General features: G+C 58.4%; 39 protein-coding genes. 18 read left to right on the top strand and 21 right to left on the bottom strand.

The window, feature by feature from the left end:
* Nucleotides 1–3 precede the first annotated feature (3 nt).
* The 16 genes from ACRESH_RS17510 to ACRESH_RS17435 all read right to left on the bottom strand — a co-directional run bounded on the left by ACRESH_RS17510 (nt 4) and on the right by ACRESH_RS17435 (nt 8,467).
* Nucleotides 4–486, bottom strand: coding sequence for a terminase small subunit (locus ACRESH_RS17510; protein WP_431743160.1), 483 nt, complete (start codon nt 484–486; stop codon nt 4–6).
* A 148-nt stretch (nt 487–634) separates the two neighbouring features.
* A complete protein-coding gene (locus ACRESH_RS17505; protein WP_431743159.1) occupies nt 635–970 on the bottom strand; it encodes an HNH endonuclease signature motif containing protein in 336 nt (111 codons plus the stop codon).
* Nucleotides 970–1,293, bottom strand: coding sequence for a phage holin, lambda family (locus tag ACRESH_RS17500; RefSeq protein WP_431743158.1), 324 nt, complete (start codon nt 1,291–1,293; stop codon nt 970–972). The genes ACRESH_RS17505 and ACRESH_RS17500 overlap by 1 nt, the downstream gene beginning before the upstream one ends.
* 31 nt (nt 1,294–1,324) lie before the next feature.
* Nucleotides 1,325–1,840 carry a hypothetical protein gene (locus ACRESH_RS17495; protein WP_431743157.1) on the bottom strand — a complete coding sequence of 172 codons (516 nt, stop codon included), beginning with the start codon at nt 1,838–1,840 and terminating at the stop codon, nt 1,325–1,327.
* A 166-nt stretch (nt 1,841–2,006) separates the two neighbouring features.
* On the bottom strand, nt 2,007–2,375 hold the full coding sequence (locus ACRESH_RS17490) for a hypothetical protein (RefSeq protein ID WP_431743156.1): 369 nt from the start codon (nt 2,373–2,375) through the stop codon (nt 2,007–2,009).
* A 198-nt stretch (nt 2,376–2,573) separates the two neighbouring features.
* Nucleotides 2,574–3,152 carry a hypothetical protein gene (locus ACRESH_RS17485; RefSeq protein WP_431743155.1) on the bottom strand — a complete coding sequence of 193 codons (579 nt, stop codon included), beginning with the start codon at nt 3,150–3,152 and terminating at the stop codon, nt 2,574–2,576.
* 10 nt (nt 3,153–3,162) lie between these two features.
* Nucleotides 3,163–3,480 (bottom strand): hypothetical protein, encoded by a 318-nt coding sequence (locus tag ACRESH_RS17480; protein ID WP_431743154.1) that lies wholly within the window; start codon nt 3,478–3,480, stop codon nt 3,163–3,165.
* A gap of 43 nt (nt 3,481–3,523) precedes the next feature.
* On the bottom strand, nt 3,524–3,745 hold the full coding sequence (locus tag ACRESH_RS17475; RefSeq protein WP_431743153.1) for a hypothetical protein: 222 nt from the start codon (nt 3,743–3,745) through the stop codon (nt 3,524–3,526).
* A 2-nt stretch (nt 3,746–3,747) separates the two neighbouring features.
* Nucleotides 3,748–5,043, bottom strand: coding sequence for a tyrosine-type recombinase/integrase (locus ACRESH_RS17470; RefSeq protein WP_431743152.1), 1,296 nt, complete (start codon nt 5,041–5,043; stop codon nt 3,748–3,750).
* Nucleotides 5,040–5,474 carry a VRR-NUC domain-containing protein gene (locus tag ACRESH_RS17465; protein WP_431743151.1) on the bottom strand — a complete coding sequence of 145 codons (435 nt, stop codon included), beginning with the start codon at nt 5,472–5,474 and terminating at the stop codon, nt 5,040–5,042. Before ACRESH_RS17465 ends, ACRESH_RS17470 begins: the two co-directional genes overlap by 4 nt.
* Entirely contained in the window at nt 5,468–5,767 is a 300-nt protein-coding gene (locus ACRESH_RS17460; protein ID WP_431743150.1) for a DUF1364 domain-containing protein, read from the bottom strand. Before ACRESH_RS17460 ends, ACRESH_RS17465 begins: the two co-directional genes overlap by 7 nt.
* Nucleotides 5,764–5,967 (bottom strand): hypothetical protein, encoded by a 204-nt coding sequence (locus tag ACRESH_RS17455; protein ID WP_431743149.1) that lies wholly within the window; start codon nt 5,965–5,967, stop codon nt 5,764–5,766. Before ACRESH_RS17455 ends, ACRESH_RS17460 begins: the two co-directional genes overlap by 4 nt.
* On the bottom strand, nt 5,964–6,632 hold the full coding sequence (locus tag ACRESH_RS17450; RefSeq protein ID WP_431743148.1) for a replication protein P: 669 nt from the start codon (nt 6,630–6,632) through the stop codon (nt 5,964–5,966). The genes ACRESH_RS17455 and ACRESH_RS17450 overlap by 4 nt, the downstream gene beginning before the upstream one ends.
* Nucleotides 6,629–7,393: a helix-turn-helix domain-containing protein gene (locus ACRESH_RS17445; RefSeq protein WP_431743147.1), complete on the bottom strand. Its 765-nt coding sequence runs from the start codon at nt 7,391–7,393 to the stop codon at nt 6,629–6,631. Before ACRESH_RS17445 ends, ACRESH_RS17450 begins: the two co-directional genes overlap by 4 nt.
* Before the next feature lie 11 nt (nt 7,394–7,404).
* Nucleotides 7,405–8,070, bottom strand: a complete 666-nt coding sequence (locus ACRESH_RS17440; RefSeq protein WP_431743146.1) for a Rha family transcriptional regulator — start codon at nt 8,068–8,070, stop codon at nt 7,405–7,407.
* A gap of 223 nt (nt 8,071–8,293) precedes the next feature.
* On the bottom strand, nt 8,294–8,467 hold the full coding sequence (locus tag ACRESH_RS17435; RefSeq protein ID WP_431743145.1) for a Cro/CI family transcriptional regulator: 174 nt from the start codon (nt 8,465–8,467) through the stop codon (nt 8,294–8,296).
* Nucleotides 8,468–8,576: 109 nt separating this feature from the next.
* Here ACRESH_RS17435 and ACRESH_RS17430 point away from each other — a divergent pair, with 109 nt between their 5' ends.
* From ACRESH_RS17430 to ACRESH_RS17400, 7 genes are all read left to right on the top strand, one after another.
* Nucleotides 8,577–9,233 (top strand): LexA family protein, encoded by a 657-nt coding sequence (locus ACRESH_RS17430; protein ID WP_431743144.1) that lies wholly within the window; start codon nt 8,577–8,579, stop codon nt 9,231–9,233.
* Between the two features lie 168 nt (nt 9,234–9,401).
* A complete protein-coding gene (locus tag ACRESH_RS17425) occupies nt 9,402–9,653 on the top strand; it encodes a DUF1654 domain-containing protein (RefSeq protein WP_431743143.1) in 252 nt (83 codons plus the stop codon).
* Between the two features lie 324 nt (nt 9,654–9,977).
* Nucleotides 9,978–10,250 carry a hypothetical protein gene (locus ACRESH_RS17420; protein WP_431743142.1) on the top strand — a complete coding sequence of 91 codons (273 nt, stop codon included), beginning with the start codon at nt 9,978–9,980 and terminating at the stop codon, nt 10,248–10,250.
* Nucleotides 10,251–10,450: 200 nt separating this feature from the next.
* Nucleotides 10,451–10,834 carry a response regulator transcription factor gene (locus ACRESH_RS17415; protein ID WP_431743141.1) on the top strand — a complete coding sequence of 128 codons (384 nt, stop codon included), beginning with the start codon at nt 10,451–10,453 and terminating at the stop codon, nt 10,832–10,834.
* Between the two features lie 19 nt (nt 10,835–10,853).
* Complete coding sequence (locus ACRESH_RS17410; RefSeq protein WP_431743140.1) at nt 10,854–11,123, top strand: hypothetical protein; 270 nt, start codon at nt 10,854–10,856, stop codon at nt 11,121–11,123.
* Nucleotides 11,120–11,644, top strand: a complete 525-nt coding sequence (locus tag ACRESH_RS17405; RefSeq protein WP_431743139.1) for a hypothetical protein — start codon at nt 11,120–11,122, stop codon at nt 11,642–11,644. The genes ACRESH_RS17410 and ACRESH_RS17405 overlap by 4 nt, the downstream gene beginning before the upstream one ends.
* A gap of 78 nt (nt 11,645–11,722) precedes the next feature.
* Nucleotides 11,723–12,073 (top strand): hypothetical protein, encoded by a 351-nt coding sequence (locus ACRESH_RS17400; RefSeq protein ID WP_431743138.1) that lies wholly within the window; start codon nt 11,723–11,725, stop codon nt 12,071–12,073.
* Here ACRESH_RS17400 and ACRESH_RS17395 read toward each other — a convergent pair.
* On the bottom strand, nt 12,060–12,350 hold the full coding sequence (locus tag ACRESH_RS17395; RefSeq protein ID WP_431743137.1) for a hypothetical protein: 291 nt from the start codon (nt 12,348–12,350) through the stop codon (nt 12,060–12,062). The two genes, ACRESH_RS17400 and ACRESH_RS17395, sit on opposite strands and share 14 nt — an antisense overlap.
* Before the next feature lie 98 nt (nt 12,351–12,448).
* Between ACRESH_RS17395 and yejK the strand changes: the two genes are divergently transcribed.
* A complete protein-coding gene (gene yejK, locus ACRESH_RS17390; RefSeq protein ID WP_431743136.1) occupies nt 12,449–13,459 on the top strand; it encodes a nucleoid-associated protein YejK in 1,011 nt (336 codons plus the stop codon).
* Between the two features lie 4 nt (nt 13,460–13,463).
* Here the strand turns inward: yejK and ACRESH_RS17385 are convergent, their stop codons facing one another.
* Nucleotides 13,464–14,189, bottom strand: coding sequence for a hypothetical protein (locus ACRESH_RS17385; protein ID WP_431743135.1), 726 nt, complete (start codon nt 14,187–14,189; stop codon nt 13,464–13,466).
* A 95-nt stretch (nt 14,190–14,284) separates the two neighbouring features.
* Nucleotides 14,285–14,563 carry a hypothetical protein gene (locus ACRESH_RS17380; protein ID WP_431743134.1) on the bottom strand — a complete coding sequence of 93 codons (279 nt, stop codon included), beginning with the start codon at nt 14,561–14,563 and terminating at the stop codon, nt 14,285–14,287.
* A gap of 192 nt (nt 14,564–14,755) precedes the next feature.
* Between ACRESH_RS17380 and ACRESH_RS17375 the strand changes: the two genes are divergently transcribed.
* On the top strand, nt 14,756–15,055 hold the full coding sequence (locus tag ACRESH_RS17375) for a hypothetical protein (protein ID WP_431743133.1): 300 nt from the start codon (nt 14,756–14,758) through the stop codon (nt 15,053–15,055).
* Between the two features lie 24 nt (nt 15,056–15,079).
* On the opposite strand, the gene ACRESH_RS17370 is transcribed toward ACRESH_RS17375, so the two are convergent.
* The gene (locus tag ACRESH_RS17370) at nt 15,080–15,541 is read right to left on the bottom strand and encodes a hypothetical protein (protein ID WP_431743132.1); all 462 of its coding nucleotides are present in this window, start codon (nt 15,539–15,541) and stop codon (nt 15,080–15,082) included.
* Nucleotides 15,542–15,580: 39 nt separating this feature from the next.
* Between ACRESH_RS17370 and ACRESH_RS17365 the strand changes: the two genes are divergently transcribed.
* Together ACRESH_RS17365 and ACRESH_RS17360 are read left to right on the top strand one after the other, a co-directional pair.
* Nucleotides 15,581–16,090: a hypothetical protein gene (locus ACRESH_RS17365; RefSeq protein ID WP_431743131.1), complete on the top strand. Its 510-nt coding sequence runs from the start codon at nt 15,581–15,583 to the stop codon at nt 16,088–16,090.
* Nucleotides 16,087–16,383 carry a hypothetical protein gene (locus tag ACRESH_RS17360; protein ID WP_431743130.1) on the top strand — a complete coding sequence of 99 codons (297 nt, stop codon included), beginning with the start codon at nt 16,087–16,089 and terminating at the stop codon, nt 16,381–16,383. The genes ACRESH_RS17365 and ACRESH_RS17360 overlap by 4 nt, the downstream gene beginning before the upstream one ends.
* A 92-nt stretch (nt 16,384–16,475) precedes the next feature.
* On the opposite strand, the gene ACRESH_RS17355 is transcribed toward ACRESH_RS17360, so the two are convergent.
* Nucleotides 16,476–16,769 carry a hypothetical protein gene (locus tag ACRESH_RS17355; RefSeq protein ID WP_431743129.1) on the bottom strand — a complete coding sequence of 98 codons (294 nt, stop codon included), beginning with the start codon at nt 16,767–16,769 and terminating at the stop codon, nt 16,476–16,478.
* Nucleotides 16,770–16,959: 190 nt separating this feature from the next.
* Between ACRESH_RS17355 and ACRESH_RS17350 the strand changes: the two genes are divergently transcribed.
* Genes ACRESH_RS17350 through ACRESH_RS17320 form a run of 7 tightly spaced genes read left to right on the top strand, consistent with a single transcriptional unit; the run spans nt 16,960 to nt 20,065 of the window.
* The gene (locus ACRESH_RS17350) at nt 16,960–17,454 is read left to right on the top strand and encodes a hypothetical protein (RefSeq protein WP_431743128.1); all 495 of its coding nucleotides are present in this window, start codon (nt 16,960–16,962) and stop codon (nt 17,452–17,454) included.
* Nucleotides 17,451–17,765 (top strand): hypothetical protein, encoded by a 315-nt coding sequence (locus ACRESH_RS17345; protein ID WP_431743127.1) that lies wholly within the window; start codon nt 17,451–17,453, stop codon nt 17,763–17,765. The genes ACRESH_RS17350 and ACRESH_RS17345 overlap by 4 nt, the downstream gene beginning before the upstream one ends.
* A complete protein-coding gene (locus ACRESH_RS17340) occupies nt 17,762–18,088 on the top strand; it encodes a hypothetical protein (RefSeq protein WP_431743126.1) in 327 nt (108 codons plus the stop codon). Before ACRESH_RS17345 ends, ACRESH_RS17340 begins: the two co-directional genes overlap by 4 nt.
* 43 nt (nt 18,089–18,131) lie before the next feature.
* Complete coding sequence (locus ACRESH_RS17335) at nt 18,132–18,323, top strand: hypothetical protein (RefSeq protein ID WP_431743125.1); 192 nt, start codon at nt 18,132–18,134, stop codon at nt 18,321–18,323.
* A gap of 57 nt (nt 18,324–18,380) precedes the next feature.
* On the top strand, nt 18,381–18,704 hold the full coding sequence (locus tag ACRESH_RS17330) for a hypothetical protein (RefSeq protein WP_431743124.1): 324 nt from the start codon (nt 18,381–18,383) through the stop codon (nt 18,702–18,704).
* 42 nt (nt 18,705–18,746) lie between these two features.
* On the top strand, nt 18,747–18,959 hold the full coding sequence (locus tag ACRESH_RS17325) for a hypothetical protein (RefSeq protein WP_330079499.1): 213 nt from the start codon (nt 18,747–18,749) through the stop codon (nt 18,957–18,959).
* Nucleotides 18,959–20,065, top strand: a complete 1,107-nt coding sequence (locus tag ACRESH_RS17320; protein WP_431743123.1) for a phage integrase Arm DNA-binding domain-containing protein — start codon at nt 18,959–18,961, stop codon at nt 20,063–20,065. The genes ACRESH_RS17325 and ACRESH_RS17320 overlap by 1 nt, the downstream gene beginning before the upstream one ends.
* The last annotated feature ends 10 nt before the right edge of the window (nt 20,066–20,075 follow it).

Below are 20,075 nucleotides of genomic sequence, written 5' to 3'. Positions count from 1 at the left end.
AAATCACCGTGTGTTATCGACTGCCAACCGTGGCGGCGCGCCTTGCCCGAAACGTCCCGTTGAGGCCTTCTTTGCCGCATCGGCTTTCTGCCCCTTCTTACCCTGCTCGGCGATCTTGCCGTGCACATAGGGCATGAGTGTCTTGGCTGCCTCGACCCGGAGGCGGGGTTCTGCCACGTGTTCATTCATGACCGCCAACAGGAAGTCCCTAGGGTCGTCAAACTCGGCAAGCAGAAACTCTGCATCCTCATCAGCAGCTGGCTGCGGGGAGTTAACTTTTAACTCGGGTTTAACTTCAGCCTTGGCTGCATCCCTGCGCCTCATTTGGCGACCCATCGCGGCAATCACATCGGGGTCTTTGGCAAGCTTGGAGCCCGCTTGCGATGCGGTCTTGGCGGAATAGCCGGCAGCAATCGCCGCCTCTCGGTTTGACGCGCCCGACAGCAAAGCGTCAGCAAACCGTCGCTTCTTGTCGGTTAACGCCATGTTTAACTTTTCCGTGAGAGGGGAAAAAATCTACGAATGGGAGGGGGCGAGGTTTCCGAGCGTGGAAGATCTGGAACTTTTACCCCTCCCCCTCCCTTTGAAGCACGTCACAGCCCCGATTTCGCACCATTTCAGTGCGACCCGGCGATCAGCCCCGGGGCGCCTCGGCCGAGGTCTTGGAGGCGTGGCAGCCTGTCTTGGTCAACTGCCCGTTGATCACCTCGAAGTGCACACAGAGCACCTGACAGTTCTCCTCCACGTCTTCACCGCCCATGAAGAGCGGGACCTTGTGGTCGAGCTCGAAGCCCCGCGGGTAGTCGACCACTCGACCACACGCTGCGCAGGCAGGGTCTCGCTGCCATACGGCCAGGCGACGGGCTTGTAACCGTCGGCCTGTGATTCGCCTGTCGGCCACCACTTGCACCTTGGCGATCTGGCTTGTCGCCATCTTGAGCGGCGACTTGATCGTCTTGAGCCTGGCCATCAACCTTCTACCTTCTTGCTCATGAACCGATCAGAGTATTCACGCAGCTTCTCTACACCGATGAAGCCAACCATGCAGCCAGCGAACACAGCGAGATTGGTGGGCAGCGAGAAGTACTCGAGCACAGGCATCAGGCTGGTGCCGATCAAGCCGCACAGGATCCCTTCAAGGATGACCTTGCGGCGACCACCACCACCGTAGATAACGCGGCACATCGCAACGGCAGCTGCCGTACCACCGGTGTACAGCTGGGGCTGGTGTGCAATCAACCAGGCAAACACTGCGGCCCAAAGGCCGGGATCCTTCTCGGGCATATGTGCCATCTCAATTCCTCCCGTTGCGGGGAGCTTGGTTTTATTGGCTGCCCGTAGCGGCAGCAAGCAGCAGCGCCTGGCCTTTCAGCAGCTCACAGACACCGAAGTTAATCAGCTTGTAGTCTGCCGAGGAGTGCCCGTACAACAGGCTATCCAGCTCTCGAATCTCGGCCTTGAGGGCTTGCACTCGAAGCAGCACCGCGGCGTCATACTCGGCTCGCGCCTGCTCTACGATAGGGAGCACCACATCACGCGCAATCCCAACGCCGGAACGATGCGCGTCCTTCACCATGAAAGCGACGCCATCGGTGTATGCAGCGCCATATACAACTTGGTCTTCGTAATAGAACGGCGGGAGTGAGTTGACGAGACCAACCGACACCATTGTGGACAGGGAGCGCATTTGCTCGGTGTTCAGCAGTTGCTTGGTAACTACCAGGAAAGCGCTCCCGTCGCACTTCGACAGACGACGCAGCGCTGACTCCAGCCGACTGGCATCGCCAGCCACCACCGCATCCAACACCGCTTGCTTGAAACGCTCGGCCTGCTCACTCATGTGCGCTCTCCAGAAACGAAAAAGGCCCACCGACATGGCGAGCCTTCAAATAGATCGGCCCCAACAGCACTCCCAGCTCGGAGCGATGGGTGTGGTGGAGCCGAAAACGAAAAAGCCCCGGCAAATGCCGAGGCTCTAACTAAAGCGGTACTAATGCCGCAACAATTTAGGCTTGGTTCAAGCCCCCCAAGGAAAATCCACTAATGGATTCGAGGCTACCTCGCCAGAGCATTCCACCCCCAACGTTCGGAGCAAAATCTTTGCCGAAGACGTACCTAGCGCCTTTGAGGTGAACAAACTCTTCGTGAATACTCTCCGCCGCAGGCTGCCCCCACGCCTCCAGTCCTGCGCGAACACTCTCGTTCGGACCGCCAGGCCATGCGCTGGAAAAAGAATCAGCGAAACCGTCGATGAAGGACTTTGCAGAGACCAATGTCCCCGAAATCACTCCGCCAGCGACAACAAGCGTGACTCCAAACGAGATGTCGTGCTTATTCACAATTTCATTGAGGGATTTCAGGAAAGGGTCATACATGGCTCACATCCTTTTAGGCTACCGATACTTGGCAACTACCTTGCCAGCACCGAGCCCTACGATCAATCTCGAAGCGCTTTAAATTAAGAGATTTGAAAGCAAAAAGCCCGACGCAATGGCCGGGCTTCTGTGGGTCACTCCTCAACACGCGCAGGAATGACAGGATGGGGAAATAATCGGCCATGCGGCCATATGATGTCAAGCGGCATTTCGCATCGACAACCCCTCGTAGTCCAAGATAACGCCAACTTCGGCCAAAGCCTCCCCAACCATTGCGTCTAGCGTATCTTCAATGCCCTTCTTCCAGCGACGGCGCGTGCGCTCCGGGCGCGCCTCCGGGTCCCAGCGGTTGATGTCGTAGAACTCGGCAGGCAGCACGATCATGTCAGTGGAGCGCTTGCCATCAGCCCCTTTCAGCCGGGGAACCGCCCAAGCAGTGACCGCACTAATGATGAAGAGCTTCGGTGCATGCGAGGCCACCAGCGGATGCAGCCGGCCAATAGACTGGACCTTCCTTGCGCGGTGCGTGCTGTACTTCGCCACCAGGGCGTCCCAGTGCCGCGGCTTGAGCAAACTGTGCAGCCGGGCGAATACCCAGCAATCAGCATCCATACGGGTGATGCCGCCCTCTTCTACCGACCGGCTCAATGTCGCCAGGTCATGACCATCTTCGCTGCCGGGCTGATAGAGCTTCTGCCAAGCCTGCTTACTTGTGTTATCGATCGCCTCCGCTGCGAGGGCCGAAACGACCGCCGCCAGTACGCTGCTATAAACCATGTCCTTCCCCTCAATCCAATGTTCTGTTCGAACCACCAGCCCCGCGGCGGTTGCCTTCCTGATAAATAGCCTCCGGCCCAGTGGCCCGAGGTTGCTTCAATTCGCTGATGTGTCGCTGCGCGGCCTGCAGGCGCAGACTCAATTGGGTGACCAACTCTTCCAGCGGCAGAGCCTCGCCTGTTGCAGCCACTACCCAGCCCGAGGCATTGCACTGCGCGCAGGCCAGGTCATGGAAAACGCCCTTGATGACTGCCTTGCCCTTGCAGGTCGGACACTGAACCAGCTCGATCATCTGCTTGCTGAAAGCGGGTCCATGGCTCTTTCTCATCAAGACACCACCATCTGCTGAAGTCGGTACGCCTTAAAGAGCATCAGCGCTTCTCCCTGGCCTTCAGCATCTCGTCAGCGAATCGATACGCCGCCTCAGAGTGGTCCCGGTAGTTCTCGTGCTTTTTGAACGTGCCGTCCGCTGAAGTCACTCCCCATGTCCCTTTGATAATCATCGCGTTCAAGGCATGCATAGCGATCTCGTCACGAAGACGAACGAGATCTTCGCCGGCTCCCCGGGCCGCTGCGATCATTGGCTTTGCCATTTCTAATCCTCGCTTTTTACGGATTCCGCAATTGCCTTGCAGGCCGCGCCGTTGTTGGGCTCGGCGGCAATATGCGAAATTCCGATTCCTGTCTCTGTCGAGCCGTGAATAGCGGCGAAGCCTTTGCTATCAAGCCAGGCATGCCACTTTTCCAAGGCTTCGCGCTTCAGCTGCTCGGCAGAGGTGTGAATGTAGGTCTGCACGTTGCGGGTCAGGGTGTGGTTCACCAGCATCTCGCCGATCAGATAATCCACCCCGAGGTCGGTCCAGCCAGTGCGGGCCACTTTGCGCAGGTCATGGCTGGTCCACTCGCCCTGCCCCAAGCGGGTGAACACTGCACAGGCCTGGCTCTCGGTCATGGGCCGCCCATTCTTCGACGGGAACAGGAAAGCACCCTGATAGCCTTTGCCCTGCTGCCAAGCCCGGTACCGCTCCAGCAATGCCAGAGCCTGGTGAGTCAGCGGCAGGCGATGCTCGCAGCGTGTCTTGGTGTTCTCGGCCGGGAAGAACCACTCGGCCTGGGCGCCTTGAGTCAGGTGAGCCCAGCGTGCCTGCCGGGTCTCGCCAACCCGGGTACCGTGACACAGCATCAACAGGGCCAGGGTGCAGTCCACTGGCGCGTCGTCGAACCGTGCGCGCAGCTGGTCAATCACCACCCCCATCTGAACAGCACGCAGGCGTGCAGCCTTCGGCACCACCCGGGCGGTGTTGAAGTCAGTGAACTTGAAGCCAGCGATAGGGTTGGTGGTGATAAGCCGAAGCTTGGTCGCCTGCCGGAACGCCACTACCAGTACGCCCCACATCAGGCGCACATAGGACAGTGACACGTCAGCTTGAGCCGGCCACATCAGCAGCTTGTCCAGCGTGGAACGAGAAACCTCGGCCACTGCCAGGTCATTCAAGCGAGGCTTCAGGTGGCAACTGATTGCCGAGGCAGTGGTCGCCTTGCGCTTCACCGACAGGCTACGGTCGCGTGAGTGTCGATCCGCAAACCAGTCAAGTAACTGGCCAACGGTATGGAGGGTGCCAGCGGCAGCCGATGCCTCAGGGTCTACAGCCAGCCGCTCACGGATACCCGGCAGTGCGCTGATCAGGTTCTTCACCGGCAACTCCGGGTACCCGGCGATCTTGTTCCACTTGGAGCCAGACACCAGATACCAGGTGCCGCGATCACGACGCTGACCGAACCGCAGATAGATGCCCGGAAAGCGCGCGTCGCGAAGGTCGCGAACTTTTCCCGCCGCGCCCTGGCGTTTAATTTCAGCATCCGAGAAAGTTGTGAGAAGTGTCTTGCTCATACAGCCACCTTGGTCTGTGGCAGCAGCAGGTAGGAGCGAATCGCTTCGACCGCATCGATGGAGCCGCGGCACACAATGGCCAGGTAACCCTGCCCCAGCAGCGCCTGAAGGCAAGCGTCCTGACTGGCCGACACCGGCGCGTCGAAGGGCGGCTTGGCCTTGAATTCGATGTACAGGCCGAAGTAGCCGCCACGGGCCATGGGCAGCACCAGGTCAGGAATACCCGCCTTCACGCCCTGAGCCTTGAGCTTGGCGGCAACAGCTTTCACCCGATGCCCGCCATTCGGGACGTGGTAGATCAGCTTGGCGGCGACTGGGAAGCGCAGCTGCAGCTCCTGCATCAGCGCGGCCTGCTCCTGCCCTTCCCGGTCGACCCGCTTCTTGCACTGCGGCTTAGCAGCGAACAGCTTCGGCTTAGCAGCTTTCAGCATGCGACAACCACTCCCTCGCTGATCAGTAAGGCCTGGGTGCGCATGACGCCCTCGGCATGGTACTGGCGGGCTTCTTCCCGGCTGATGGCGCTGCCACGGCTGTCGCAAGCGTCATGACAGGCGCTGCACGCCCAAGCGCCCTGCAGGTCGTTCGGCTTCATGCCGACGCCGCAGGTGCCGGACATCCGGTAGTGGGCCAGCACGGTGGTTTCAGGGTTGCCATTGCACACACCCGGGATGCGCACCTGGCATTCCCGGCCGCGCGCGGCCTTGGTCAACTTGGTCTGTCTCATGGGCGGTCGTCCTTGTGGAGGTCAACAACGGTGAAGGTGGCGGGCCACATGCGTTGGCCATGCAGATTTGCCGACTGCTCGTCGCGATACAGGCCTACGGGCGGATATGATTCGGAGGTGAGATCGAGCAGGTGACCGCGCGCGTACAGAGCCCAGTGGTAGTCGACTAGGTCTGGCTTGATCAGCTTCGGGTCGGTCATAGCCGAGCACCTCGAGCGGAGCGGAGCGCTTCAAGGGCGGCGCGGCCAACATCCAGCGAGCGCGGAGCGGCCGGGGCAGCGAGTTCGGCAACTGGCACCGGACCCAGGCTTTCGCCCTTCCAGATCTTTCGGCACTGCACCAGGTAATGCTTCTCGAAGCAGCTCATGCCGAGGTCGCGCGACATCAGCGGCAAGCTGTGGAAGCCCGCTGCAGCGGTTGCATGGTAGACGGCTGGGTGCATCCACTTCGCTGAATCGCGCATCGCTGGGTGGCAATTGCGCAGGCCTTGGGCATAGGCCTTCTCGACGCTGGGCAGGCCCAGGCCTTCCGGCGCAAAGCACCAGCTCACGAACACGCCTGGCGCCGGAACGAATGCGGACTTGCTCGCGCTCAGCACACGCATGCCATGGTCGATCTGCTCCAGACGGGTGATGCCCGAACGCATAAACTCGCCGAGCCATTCCAGCTTGGCCGCATCCATCACAGCAGGCGTCGGCCAGGACTGCCGCCAAGCACCGCAGGCACCGCGCAACCGAAGAAACAGGTCTTCGATCACCTGGCGGGTAGCCGGATCGATTGGCATTGCACCGGGCTCTGCCGGTGGCTGGTAGGACGGATCGGTCCTGCGGTTGGCTAGCAGCTGGCGAACACTGGTTGCGGTCATACTCGAACTCCCTTTTCAGTCCAGTCAACCTGGGTTTCGCCCTGCTCTGCTGCGCCTTTGGCTTTCTCGCTTTTGAGCCACTTGGCCAGCCGGAAGCACCAGCCGCCGTTGCTGTCGAGCAAGCGAGGCTTGGCGACGTAATAACCCAGAAAGCTCTTCAGCGTTTCCTCGGTAAGCGCATCCAAGGTCAGGCCGGCCAAGGTCAGTTGGGCGGTCACGGTTTTGGTCGGAGGGTTCCACTCGGCGAACATTGCGAAGCGCTGCAAGTCATCCTGCGATTCCAGCGCCTGGCGATCCTGAATCCCGATCACATCCGAAATCTCACGCGGCTGCTGCTCTTCGGTTCCTTGATGGTTCACTGACGGATTGGGTGCAGCTGCTGCACCCCGTTCTGCGTTTTCCTGCACCCCGTTCTGCTGTGAGCTGCACCCCGTGCGGTTATCTGCACCCCGCTCTTTACGAGGTGCAGCATTTGCACCCCGCTTCAGCTGGAGGTCATAAACCACCGGGCGGCGGTCACGACGCTCGATGTAGGCTGCGGCAATGGCCTGATTGCCCTCAGCAATCCAGCCCGCCTTCTCAAGCTCATCCAGCTTCAAGCGCACCGTGCGCTCAGACAGGCCGGTGTCTTCTGAAAGGGTCCCGGCGGAAGGGAATGCACCACGGCCATCGCTGCCGGCGTAGTTGGCGAGACACAGAAGTACATGGCGCGCAGCTGGGTTTTCCAATGCGGCCTTGGGAATGGCCAGGGCCCAGGTCATGGCTTGAACACTCACAGCGAACCCTCAGCATGCAGCTCAGCCAAACGACTCAGACCTTTCGGCGTCACCAGTACGTCAAACGCGGCACGGTCTAAGCCGGTTTCCGGGTCTGGTTTCAGATCAGTAACCTTGTGCTTCATCAGGCCGGTGGTGATCCGCGGCTGAAAAGCAATCCAGCGCCGGGAGCCTTTACGGCGGTAGATCCAGCGATGCTGCTCAAGCCAGTCGAACAGCTTCGAAGGCTGAAGCTGCAGGTGCTTGGCGGCATCGGTGATGCAGATCGCACCACCGGCAGCAGCCAGGCGCTTGATAGCGGCCACCTTCGGCGCCTGGTGGTCGATGACCTGCTGCAGCTGCTGATTCTGTTCGGCTTGCTCAGCAGCTAGGCGCAGGGCCTCGGCGAAGTTAGTCGGCACCTGAAGGTGAGCGACCACCCTGCCCTCCAGCTCCTGCCAGCGGTCGATGATCTTGGCGCGCAGCTGGGCGTTGTAACCGGACACCAGCACCAGGGTGTCACGCTGGCTCAGCAAGAATTCCGGATAGGCCTGGCCGTTTTGCGGGTGGGTGTAGGGGGTCTCCTCAGATTTGAGGACACCCTGTTTGACCAGGGCGCGGGCGTCCCGCAGCACGTTGTCGTGGGACTTGCCGGTCAGCTCGGCTATCTCCCGTGACGACATGACCTGACGCGTCAGATTTGGCGTATTACCAAAAACTGACGTTCTCTCCTTAGTGTTGCTAGCATCGAGTGCGGTGTGCATAATCGACCTCGTTGTGTGCAGTGAAGAAGCCGGGGTGCCTCCCGGCTTTTTTGTGTCTGCGATTTGAGTACTGGATGGATCAGCAGGTGTTTTGGTCATCTACTGGCGCAATGCCAGGAGATGGATAATTCGCTTCATCGGCCTAAGAGGGCTTGTGGTCGGCCTGAAAGCGGCCTTTGGAAAGCACCTGGATCTGGTACTGGCGCGACTGAGGGACAAACTCCCCCCACATGGTTACCGCGCTAGGCTGGATCCCCAGGGCATCCGCCAGCTTTTTCTTGCTACCGAAAAAATCGGCTACTTCACGCGTTTTCATTGCGCATCCTCGTTCGTGCGTAAGCCAATTTCAGCATGCTTAAGTTTATGCGTCAACGGAGCACGAAGACAACTGCATACTTAAATTCAGTTAACTTAATATCGGTGCCATGGAAAGACATGAGCGAATAGCCAAAGCCATTGCGGTCAGCGGCAAGAAAAAGGGGGAGATCGCGGCCGAATGTGGCGTCGCGAACTCAGCTGTTACTCAATGGATCTCAGGCGAAAGTAAAAGCCTAAGACCAGAGAACCTCTACGCCCTGGCGAAGGCGACCGGGTTCCGCGCTGAATGGCTTGCCATCGGGGAAGGGCCTGAAATCGATAGCCCCGAGCCGAGTAATGTTGCTCCGGCAATGCAACCGAAAATGTCCTATCGCTATCCAGTCATAAGCTGGGTCGCTGCAGGTGCCTGGGCTGAGGCTGTGGAGCCCTTCCCGCCTGGATTCTCTGACCGCTATGAGATCTCTGACTACAACTCGAAAGGTGTTGCGTTCTGGCTGGAAGTCAAAGGCGACTCGATGACATCGCCGGTCGGCACCAGCATCACTGAAGGAATGATGATCCTGGTCGACACCGAGGCTGAAGCGATCTCCGGAAAGCTCGTTGTAGCAAAGCTTTCTGATAGCAACGAAGCCACGTTCAAGAAGCTGGTGGAGGATGGTGGACGGCGCTTCCTGAAGCCTTTGAACCCGGCATATCCGGTTGAGATGTGCGCAGAAAATTGTCGCATCGTGGGCGTGGTGGTTCGCGCAATGATGAAGCTCTGAAGCCTGTACTCTCACACAAGCCCGGTTAGCCGGGCTTTTTTGTGCCTTATGAAATATGGTCCCGCTCGAAAAACTTACCTGACAAGTAGCTTTACATACCTACCCCTATTGCAAAGCTCCTTGAAATCGAATAACTGTATGTATATACAGTAAATGGAGTTTTCGTACATGCCGCCCCTCGCCTTCTCACAAACGCCTGGCTCTTCCTATGAGCGCCTAGGTCAGAGAATCCAGCGCCTTATCTGTTCACCTCACGTGCAAAAGATTCAGGTTATTGATGTACTGCCTGATCCATTAGAGGCCTCCAGCGATTGGGACCGATTGATCGAAGAGCTCGAGGGAACCCACGGAATCCGCGTCGAGCGTTTGCAGTCCGGCGCGATCCGCATAGGTTGGCGCGAGTTCACCGACGCCATTTGAACGTTAGCCCGCCAATGCGCGGGCTTTTTTACGTCGATTAAATTCAGCAATCTGAAATTATTTGTTCAGCATGCTTGACTCAATAATTTCAGTTTGCTTAAATTTCTCTCAAGCGATGCCGGATCACCACCGGCCCGCAACAAAGGCAGCGATGGACAGGCCTCAACAGTCCAGAGGGTTGGCAACTGACCCAGGCGTGCAGCGTAAAGCGCCAAGAACAGTTATCCGGCGGACCAGGGTCGCGGTCGGAGAGAAAGAAACACCAGATTTCACTGGCTGGCCTTGGTGACAGGGCCAGACGGGAAATCAACCGAGGAACGCAGCATGCAGATCAACCAACAGAAAACGGCTCAGGTCGATGTGACCGAACTTCGCCTTCACATCAAGGTGCGCGACGGATTTGCCGCAGGCCTCCAGGACGCGCAGGGCGACGAGGTGGGTAGCTATGAGGGCTACGTGCCCGACTTCTTCCCGGGCGCCCACTACGGCGACTACCTGATCCTGAACATCGACCTCGAGACAGGCCAGATCAAGAACTGGAACAAGCCCACGGCGGCAGACATCGAGAAGATGTTGAGCCAGGGCGAGGACGACTGAACAACCAGCGCCACGTCGGCCTGACGTTAACTGCCCGATCACCTGGCCCCCCATCACCAGGCTGCATCGGAAGCCAATCTGAACACGGGTTGATCGCCGTGAATTGTGAGCGAGGATCGCGGGCCGCCCTTCGGCAGCCCGTCCCGACACCCAGTTTGCCCTGGAGATTGGCCCCCAATGCAGCCCACCGAGGACACTTCATGGAAACGATCACCTGCGGCTCATGGATTGGTCAGCTCGGAAAGGCGCTGGCACCCCGTGAACTTGAAGCACTGTTGTGGGTGGCCCAAGGCCTCACCACCAAAGAAATCGCCCGACAGATGGCAGTTAGCCCAGGCACCGCGGCCAACCGCATCGAGAACGCGCTTTTCAAGCTTGAAGCCGGGCGCCGTATAGAGGCCGTCACCAAGGCGATGCGCCAACAAATCATCAGCCCGATGTGCTTTGTACTGGCCGCACTGATGGCCATGCACGCAGTCATGGGTGATGCCGATCCGATGCGCCGCGATCGCCGCGTACCTGAACGGAGAATCGCCCAGGTTCGAATCATCCGCAAGGCCGAGTCCTTCGACCTGCACGCTTGATCCTACTGAGGAAGACATTATGCAAACTGCAATGCACCCTGCTTTCCAGCAGAAGATTGCCGTGCTCGCGGCTCTGCTCGAGCGCAGCAAGGCAGTTAGAGCCGAAGCGCACGCCAAGGTCGGACATTCCGCCCCTCTCTTCCAGGCCGTGAGCAATGGCAGCACCTGGGATGTGATCGAGATCGCCACCGGTGCGACCAAGGGCTTCGCCTACAAGTACCCAGCTGCGATGCAGTTCGTCGACGCGATGGAGGCAGCTGCAGCGCGCAAGCTGGTCGGACGGCAATGATCGTCGACCCTATCCCCAATGAGCGCCAGCAGGTGCTGGATCAGCTCAGCGCCAGCATTGACCAGTTCTTTGCCAGCGGCGGCAAGCCAAAGGAGTTGCCCGGCCCTTCGTTCGAGCCGCGCCCTACCCGGCCGATTGCAGCTGACGCAGTGGTCGAGGAAAGCGGCCCACCGAAGCCTGGCAGTCGTGCCGAGATCAACCTGGTGCGCGACCTGGCCAAGACCCACACCTTCACCGAAGCGGTTGAGGCTAGCGGCATCGAGCGCGCCAGGCTTCTCCAGCTATCGAAGGCGCACCTGATCACATTCTTGGTCAGCAGCACCGAGCGTAGAGCCCGGACAGCGGCAAAGAAGAAGCGCCAAGACCAGCGAGCCGCGCACTGCGAGCAGATCAAGACCCTGGCCGGTACCGGCATCACCCGGAACCAGGTGGCGCAGAAACTTGGCATCAGCTACGGCCACTTGGTCCGGCTGATCGATGACCACGGCATCGACTTCCCTTTGCGAGGGAAGCTGAAGTGAAGCGCATGAACCGCGTCCGGCATGGCCGGCGCCAGCAATGGATCAACTTGCCGCCCAGCGGCTTGCGAGGTATCGGCAATGGCCGAGAAGAAGACAGGGGCAGCCAAGCACTCAGCGGACTACCGCGGCAGGAAGAAGGCCGAAGCAGAACGCTTTGGCATCGAGCGGATGCAAGTGGAGATGGCTGCCGGAACGCGGGCGGGAATGGCCGTGGCGATGAAGGTCCACGGCTACACCCAACTGCAGGAGCTACTGCAAAACCTGCACCGGTCGTTCCTGGCCGCTTCCCCAGAAGAACAAGCGCGCCGACTGCAACAAACTGACACGCCAGCTTTTGAGATATCAACGAGGTTAGCGCGTCAGTTCGACAAGGCCAGCCGGGCCGAACTGAGACGCGACCCTGGCGAAGAGATCATCACTCCCGCATGACCTTGTCGATCATGTGAGCGCAGTAGCTGCACCAACCGCCATTATCCAAGGCCTCGAACTTCTCAGACCAAGGTATATCGCACCCGCGCTTGCACGCACCTGGGTCATTCGCTTCGAGCACGTACTTTTCGAAAATCTGCAGTTGCTTAGGGCTCAGCGATTGCTCGCCCTTCTCGAGCCATTGCTTAGCAATACCCTCTGCGGCGCCTTCCAGCATATCGGCGCCCAGCAGTTCCGAAACGAAGTCGCTTTTACCGTCATCATCTTCATGAAGCATAACTTCACCCCCTTGGCCCGGCCCCATGCCGGTCACCCGTAATACCCCATCCCAAACCAAATTGCCACCATGCCGCATCCGGCCACGGAGAAACACCCATGCCCATTCGCCACGCAGTGATTCACCAGATCGACAAGAAGCCCGACGGAAGCCCTGCCGTTCTGCACCTCGCCAGCGAAAACCTGCCAGAGACTCAGGCCATCGAGAACCTGGTGCACGATGTGAACGACACCTACAACGCCAAGACTGGTAAGGCCTGGGGTTTCTTCCATGGCGAATCCGGTGCTTACCCTTTCAGCGGCTGGCTGGCCAAGCTCACCGGTGGTAATACGGAGTTCATCGACTTCACCCGCACCGCAGCAGCACACCTCACCAAGCTAATGGAGGAATCAAACCTGGCCGTTGGCGGGCACATCCTGTTCGCCCTGTACCAGCAAGGCATGACCGAGTACCTGACAATCGCCATCCTGCAGCAGGCCGAAACGGTGGCGGTGGCTGCGGACCTGAGTGTGTCGGTATCGCGGAACTTGGACACCGGAACTCTGCACTTCGTAGCGCGGATAAACCTGAGCGAGTGGAAGCACAATCCAGCATCGCGCCAGTACATCTCCTTCATCAAGAGCAAGAAAGGCCGCAAGGCATCCGACTACTTCCGCGACTTCATCGGCTGCCAAGAAGGGATCGACGCCCCGGGCGAGACCCGAACCCTACTGAAGGCGTTCACCGACTTTGTGAAAGCTGAAGACCTGGCCGCCGACACAGCCAGCGAGAAGAGCCACGAACTGGTGGCCTACGCCCAGGCGCAAGGCAAGATTGGCGAGCCAATAAGCCTGGACCATCTCTCCGAACTGCTGAACGAGGACAGCCCGAAGACCTTCGCCGACTTCATCCGAGCAGGCAGCTACGGGATCTCCGAAAGCTTCGCCGCCGACAAGCGCACTCTCAACCAGTACCGCCGCTACACCGGACGCGCCGAGGGCATGTCGATCAGCTTCGAGGCGCACCTACTGGGCAAGCGCGTTGAGTTCGACCAGGACAATGCCAGCCTGACTATCAAGAATCTGCCAATGAAGCTAATCAGCCAGCTCAGGCGCTCCGCAGCGGCCTGATCAACTAGGCCTTGGTTGAAATCACCTCCCTTACATCGATGGCCAGTCGCTTTGCCTCCAAGTGAGCACGATTTAAAAGCTTATGAATGTCGTATTCGACATCTTCTAGGTTGAACTCAACCCATTCAAACGTTCGAGAAATCGAAAAGTTCTCGTTTATCTGGCTCCGCATGTCTTTGAAACGACTGTCCTTATCAATGACCAACCTCCCATTAACCAAGGGGTGGCCATTAATGGTGATATTTTCCATCACCACGCTGTCGACGCCTTCTAGGTGCATAAAGCCTGGTATTTTAACCGTGCTTTTTCTGGAATTTTTCCGGATCTGCCGACTCAGTCGATTGTGCTTATTAAAGTTAGTCGCCTTACAGAACTCCACTAACCAGTTATCTCCGCATCTGTGAGGCTGAACGCTCTCGACAAGCGTCAAAAGCTCCGGCGCCTGGATTGCCAATCCGGGAATGTTCCGATTTAGGCTGCGATTAAAGCTAGGCTCGTCTTCACCATAAGGAAAGTAAATACGAGAGTTCTTTCTTGAGTAAGACTCGTAAACATCCATTGCAATATATTCGAATACACTCCGGATGTTTTCAAGGCAAGATTTCACTGAGACGCGATGAACATTTAAAATCTCATCACTAGATTTTGCCTCTGAATATTCCTGCTCAAGCTTTGAGATAAATTCCTCAGTAGTTGAAAGTAACTCAAGACAATCTTCATATCGACTCATTTTCACCCCCAGACCAGCCCATTCATTACTACACCATATATACCCCTTATTGCCGCCAGCTCGCCACCATTACGGAGGGCGGCGCATGCATGGAATTACTGCGCAGGAAAATTACTAAGTAGAGTTGCTAGCGCCTGCAGCGATACCGTTACGGCAGCCGCGATCGCGGCCCGACTATTCCACTTGGATTGTAATCGGAGGGTACCGTACAGCTCGCCGCCGTTGACGATGGTCGCATCCCATGAATCGATATCAGGTGAGTTCTCGAGCCCAGGCGGCGGCGGAGCCTTCACCACGGCTGACTTTACCCAGAATGCTGCCGACAGAACGCCGGACACAAGAGAAGCGACGTTCACCATCAATGCACAGTCCATAGACAACTCCTTGATCCGGCTCCATGCCGGGCCGCACACCAATACCCCACTTCAACGAATCACGCCACCCCGGCGAGGCTGGTGGCTGCCTGGAGATAACCATGAGCACATTCGCAGTCTTCGGCATGACCGCCGACGTAGCGCTGGCTGAGGCCAGGAAGATCACCAAGACGACCAAGCCGAGCGGGATAGTTGGCTGCCCCCCCCCTAGAGCTGACGCTGGCTGAATGGGAGCAGGCTGTAGCCGATTGCGCGGCGGCGATCATGGCCGGCGAGAAGGTTAAGCAGCTTAGTCAGATGTTCGATGCGCCGCAGTACGCCCAGCAGTTCATTGAGCTTGCGAGGAAGACCGGTAAGTGCCGCGATCTGCGGATTCGGGCTAAGTGCGTGATCACCGATGCCGCTGGCAAGCCGGTAATAAACAAGAAGACCAAGGCCCCGAAGGTTGGGTGGATGGACTATTCGCCAGAACCACTCGCAAAGGTTGCTTAACTCACACCGACCGCGCCCAGCGCATCAGTAAGGCATAAGTTTTACGGCCTTTTGATACATAGCTTTTAAATAAAGCAGTGCCCTCTCATCTGCAGCATATCTGGTGCGAAAGTCTGCTATCTCCGGCCCTTTCTTAACTTCGAATCCTTGGTGGAATGAGCTGAAGGGGGTCACGAGCACAGCTGGCAAGTCGTACCCACCGAACTGGTCCGCAGTTAAATCGATGATTAGCCCGCCCAATTCCAGCCATACGTGTGATTTGAGCTCACAAGTCCGACCCCCATTCTCGCCGTGGACCCACATTGCCCCTGGATATCCATGGTCAGCTAAATAGGCGGCAAAAAGCATCGAGGCATCATCGCAACACCCATTCGGAAATCGATTGGTAATCGTCTTCCAGAATGCCTCTGGCTCAACGGCTAATTTCTCAAGAGCCGTCCTGAACTTGGACGCCAGTCCAACGATCTCTTTCTGCTCCATTTCCATACCCCCTATCAATTCGAAATATACCAACGAGGTATCCCCATGCCCACAGAAAACCTATCCAGCAACACCGAACAGATGGTCAGAGTGCCACGCGACCTGATTGACGCGGCCTTAACAGATATGCCAAGTGATAGTCAGCTTGGGTTTGAGTTGCGCGCCGTTCTTGTCCAGCCAGCCGCCCAGCACCAGCGCGACCCAAGGGATGTGCGCCTGCGACCAAACGGAACGCTCTCCAATGACATTCCACCGGGGCAGCCAGGCCACATCAGCATTGGCCTGCTCGACGCCAACCCACCAACCTCCGACGGCTACAGCGCCGGTGACAGGGCCGACCAGGGCGCAAAGGCGTTCAGGGCACGTGATGGTGAAGTTGAGGAGCTGCGTGCCGCCCTGAAGTTCTACGCAGATCGAGATCACTTCTCGGAAGACATGCGCGGTGACTGGGATAACGTTAGCGGCGAGCCAGCGAACATACTCTGGCATGAGGATGAGGCCTGGTTTGTCGAAGACGGCTCGATTGCCCGGGCGGCTTTGGAGCGCCAGCCATGACGCATACCTGCTACCGCCGCGACCCGAACATCAACGCTATCACCGATCTTGTGACCGACGAGCAAATGCAGGCCTGCTTCAATGGCACCAACTTCGGCCACACGGATTACCGTGGCTTGCTGGCTCAAGGCTGCATCAAGGCGCTGGCCAACTGGCACCAAGGCCATACCATCACCTGCGTCCTTGAAGAGCTGCGCCTGATCAGTTGGAACCGACAGGCCGACAAGATCAAGGTCACCGCCAAGGGTCGCCACTACATCTGGCTTGCCTTCAAGTGCCGGCCTGGCACTTAAGAGAACATTTGTACTCTTTTCGCTTTAACCCCTCTCCCCTCTATGGCGCGGACGTAAAGAGGCCGAAGCATTAGAGCTTCGGCCTCCAGTGATTACGCCGTTTGGATGCATTTAATGGGAGTCGCGCCAACGGCAAACGACCTGGCCCGGCCAACGCCCCAGACTAAAGCGCGACTCATCGATTCCTGTGGGCGGGAGTAGTAAGACTCCTCAACGATTAGAGCTCCTTGCTCCGCATAAACACCGATGAACAATTGAGTTTCGCCGATCCGTGACAGACGGACTTGAACGTCAATTTTCGTTCCATCATCAAGCACTTCATCGTGACAGCGGTGGTGAAGAGTCGGGTCTGCCCATGCCCAGAACTGCTCTCCTCTGTGTCTCATAACCGCCTCCTGCTCGGGTTTTGCTTGAAATTCAAGCGTAATAAATAGAGCGGCAATGGCAACTCGAGGTTCTGGTTTTTGGACTTAAACCAGACAACCGGCGCCTAAAGCTATACAGCTTCGATACAAGAAAACTTATCCGTACAACTATCAATTCACACAGCCGCGATATGGCGGCCAAGGACTTCCTGTGCTCGACGTAAACATCCACGAATCCCTCAACACCCTCACCGCAAGCCAGCTCGCCATGCTGCTCGTTATGCGAAAGGGCCTCGAGTTCGGCTACACCTATACGGTCACCAACGACGAAGGACAGTCCGCCGATGTCGACTTCGCCTTCCTCGCCGCGGCGCCGGGTGATCTGCTGGAGGTAGTCTTCGAAGAAAACGAGCATGACGATGCCATCAATGAGGTGCGCTACGAGGCCGAAGCCGTGAGTGGCATTCCGGAATGGTGCCATTACAGCTGGGGTAGGAACTACGAGGTAGACGTGAAGGCCTTCATCCTGCCCGATGGTCGCGCCCTCGCCTTCTGCCAAATGAGCGGAGGCGGAAAGCACGGCGACCCAGACGCCTACCCTTGGGTGGATGAGGCCAAGTTCATCAATGTTTCCGGAAAGACTGAGCGCGTCATCATTGAGTATCAGTTCGAGGAGATCCAAGAATCCCCCGAGCCTCAGCCATGAACCGCCTCGCCCTCTGCCTCCTGCTGCTGACCACCTTGGTCGGTTGCGAGCCAACGACCCCAGAGCAAGCAGCTCAGCAAAAGCGGGACAGGCCATTTGCCGGCGCCACTGCCAAGCATGACGACGCCCGGGGCGTGACTTGCTGGGTGTCAGACGACTCGCGCGCCGGTCTTTCTTGCCTACCCGACTGGATGCTGCAGAAGCCTGAGTTGGTCGGCAACGAGCGCCAGCTCTCCCCGCACGAAACTGAATCTGAACCTACACCCGTACTGGCGCCTGGGCGCTGGATTGATGAGAGGTATGAGCTGTGAGCGAGAAAGCGAAGTTGAAGGTGCTGGCAGAGGCTGGCGCAGCCAATGGTAACTGGATGGAGCTTGAGGCTACTTCTGTTCTGGCCCTGCTCGCGGAGATCGAGCGACTTAGCAAGATCGTAGAGTCGATCGATAAGAAACTGCGAGGCAATGTAGTCGACCCTGATCCTCTTCCGCCGATACTGCCGGGAGCACTTTCGATTTCAACGACCTATGGCTTGGTCGCTGGAATCATCCGGGAACGCGATCAGCTCAAGATCGAGCGCGATCGCCTTCGGGAAGACCGAGACGGCCTGCTGGAAGCCGGAGCACACCTTTTATGATCGCCCTCGCCTACATGGCCTACCTGATCTACAGGGGGCCGCGATGATCCCGCACAAAGGTTGGCTTCGGCGCCAACTCGAATCTTCGCTCATCCTGCTGGCCGCCTGGATCCTGGGTGGACGCAACGTCACAAGGTCGCCAGTCGTCTCGCGCAAGGACAACAACGAGATGTTCGAGATGGACTTCGAGCTCCGCGCCATCGCCCGCCGCATCCGCAAGCAGTACAGCGAGTAACCCCTCCCCCTACAACAACTCAAGCCTGCCGGTAGGTGGGCATGGAGAGCTATTGCCATGACGAAAGAAGAGCTGGCCAGCCTGCCGGAGAAGGTCCAGGTCGCCATCGAGGCAGGCAAGGCTGCGGCAGCGGCCTGCAGCAACGATGGTGGCAGCGCGAATCTCGATCGCGTTGTAATCCCGGTGCCGGGACTGCGCGCAAGCCAGCTGCCCACCCTGCCCGGTTATGTGCAGAAGAAAAGCCGCTATCACCAGCAAGGTATTCACCTTGACACCCCGTGGCCTGGGATCGGCAATCGGCACAGCGCCGGGGTGCAGGCCATGCACCAGTCGCTCAAGGCCCAGGGCGTCAACTGCTACGTCTACTACCAGGTCGACTAACCCCTCCCCACCTCTGCCGCCATGCGCGGCGTGGAGACAATCATGAAAAAAGAACTGATCAAGATCAGCGTGTTTCAGCGCCGAAAATGGGGCGAAAACGGCACCCCTCTGTGTGCGCAAGCCATCCGCAATTACCTTCGCGACCGCAAGCTACCCGGCGAGCGCATCGGCAATATCTGGTACGTTGACTGGGCCGCCTACCAGCGGACCACTGGCAATGCACTGGTCGACATGGTGCTGAAAGGAGCTGCGTAATGGTTCCTCGACCAAGGAACAAGGCCAACAAAGGCCTGCCCCAGAACCTCTACTTCGATGCGCGCCGGGGAACTTACCGTTACCGGCGCCCAACGGATGGCAAGTGGTTTCAGTTCGGTGCCGATCGCGGCAATGCTATCGACGCCGCATCGCAACTGAACACCACCTTCCTGCGCGGCGGCGACCTCGTGGCTGCCGTCCTGGGCGAAACATCGATCACCATCGCGGAGTTTCTCGACACCTACGAGCGGGACGTTCTCCCGCCCCGGGAGCTGGCAAAGGCAACGCTCGATCTGTACGCAGTCAGGTTCAAGCAAGTCAGGGCCGCCCTCGGCGAGCGGCCGGTGGACCAAATCACCATCCGCATGGTTGCCGAGTTTCTGGAGCCACTGACCGCCCGCGCCAGCAACCAGGCCCGGGCAATCCTAATTGACGTATTCAACCACGCTGCGGCGAAGGGCCTTTGCCCGGACAACCCCGCGGCCAGCACCATCCCCAAGATCGAGAAGAAGCAGCGCAAGCGCCACACCGTCGAGGGCCTCAAGGCCATCCGCGAGAAATCCCCGCGCTGGCTGCAGAACGCGATCGACCTGGCATTGATCACCGCACAGCGACGCGGCGACATCCTCAACATGAAGTTTGAAGATGCGAGGGACGGATTTCTGTACGTGGTCCAGAGCAAGACCGAGAAGGCATCTGACGCCGGTTGGCTGAAAATCAAGATCACCGACCAACTGGGCGAAGTGCTGACCAGATGCCGGGACGACATCCTGTCGCCGTATCTGGTGCATCGCCGGCCGGAACGAAAGAAGAAGCGCGAAGGAAAGGACCACTGGACGAAGGTGGATGAGAGGTTTCTCACCCGAGCCTTCAAGGATGCGAGGGATGCCGCCGGCTGTTACAACGACCTCAAAGAGGAAGAGATGCCGGGGTTTCATGAAGTGCGCGCCCTATCCCTTCACCTGTACAAGCGAGCAGGCAAAGACGGCCAGAAGATCGCCGGACATGCTACCGAAGGCATGACCAGGAACTACCAGAAAGGGCACGAAGATGTGGTGTGGTCCGAGGTCGAAGCTGACCTGGATATCGGCGATTTCGCCGGGTAGTTTTGCGCGA

The organism is Pseudomonas sp. (assembly GCF_050739775.1).
Classification (GTDB): Bacteria; Pseudomonadota; Gammaproteobacteria; order Pseudomonadales; family Pseudomonadaceae; genus Aquipseudomonas.
Note: the sequence above shows the minus strand (reverse complement) of the source record. Positions and strands in the feature narration are given on the sequence as shown.